A 560-nucleotide genomic window follows, 5' to 3' on the forward strand; every position below is an offset into this window, starting at 1 on the left:
ATAAAATAGTCACTCTACATACCACTCCTCAAGCCAGAAGTAAGTTTAAAGATTTACCAAAGCAAATAACTGCACGGCTCACTACGTATAAAGTTGATGGGAAAAACTATCATGTACTGAGTTCCTTAATCGACCCAATGCGTTATCCATATGATGAATTAATCGAAGTCTATACTCAGCGTTGGGAAATAGAGCTTGGGTTTAGAGAAATGAAACAAGGGACTACATCAATCTAAACATGCATTACGAAGTAAAAAACCAGATATAGTACGTCAGGAGTTATGGGGTCTACTGCTTGCGTATAACTTAATCCGTATAGCCATGATTGACGCAATAAAAGCAGAAAATGAGCTGATACCAAGACAACTGAGTTTTAGTTTATGCATGCGACATATCATCGCATTTTTTATGCTTACACCAATCTACAGTGCAAGTAAGTTGCCTTTGCACTATGAAGAATTACTGACAACACTGAGAATGTTTGTATTACCAGATCGGCTTCCAGATAGAAGGTACCCCAGAGTAGTCAGAAAGAAACCTAGGAAATATCCGTACAAAAG

1 protein-coding gene is annotated in these 560 nt (G+C 37.9%); it reads left to right on the forward strand.

Annotated elements, in window-relative coordinates; translation table 11 throughout:
• The coding region (locus tag SANK73390_RS18580) for a transposase (protein WP_462767877.1) at positions 1–236 on the forward strand (236 nt) is incomplete at its 5' end.
• Between the last annotated feature and the right edge of the window lie 324 nt (positions 237–560).

Source organism: Pseudoalteromonas sp. SANK 73390, from assembly GCF_054966645.1.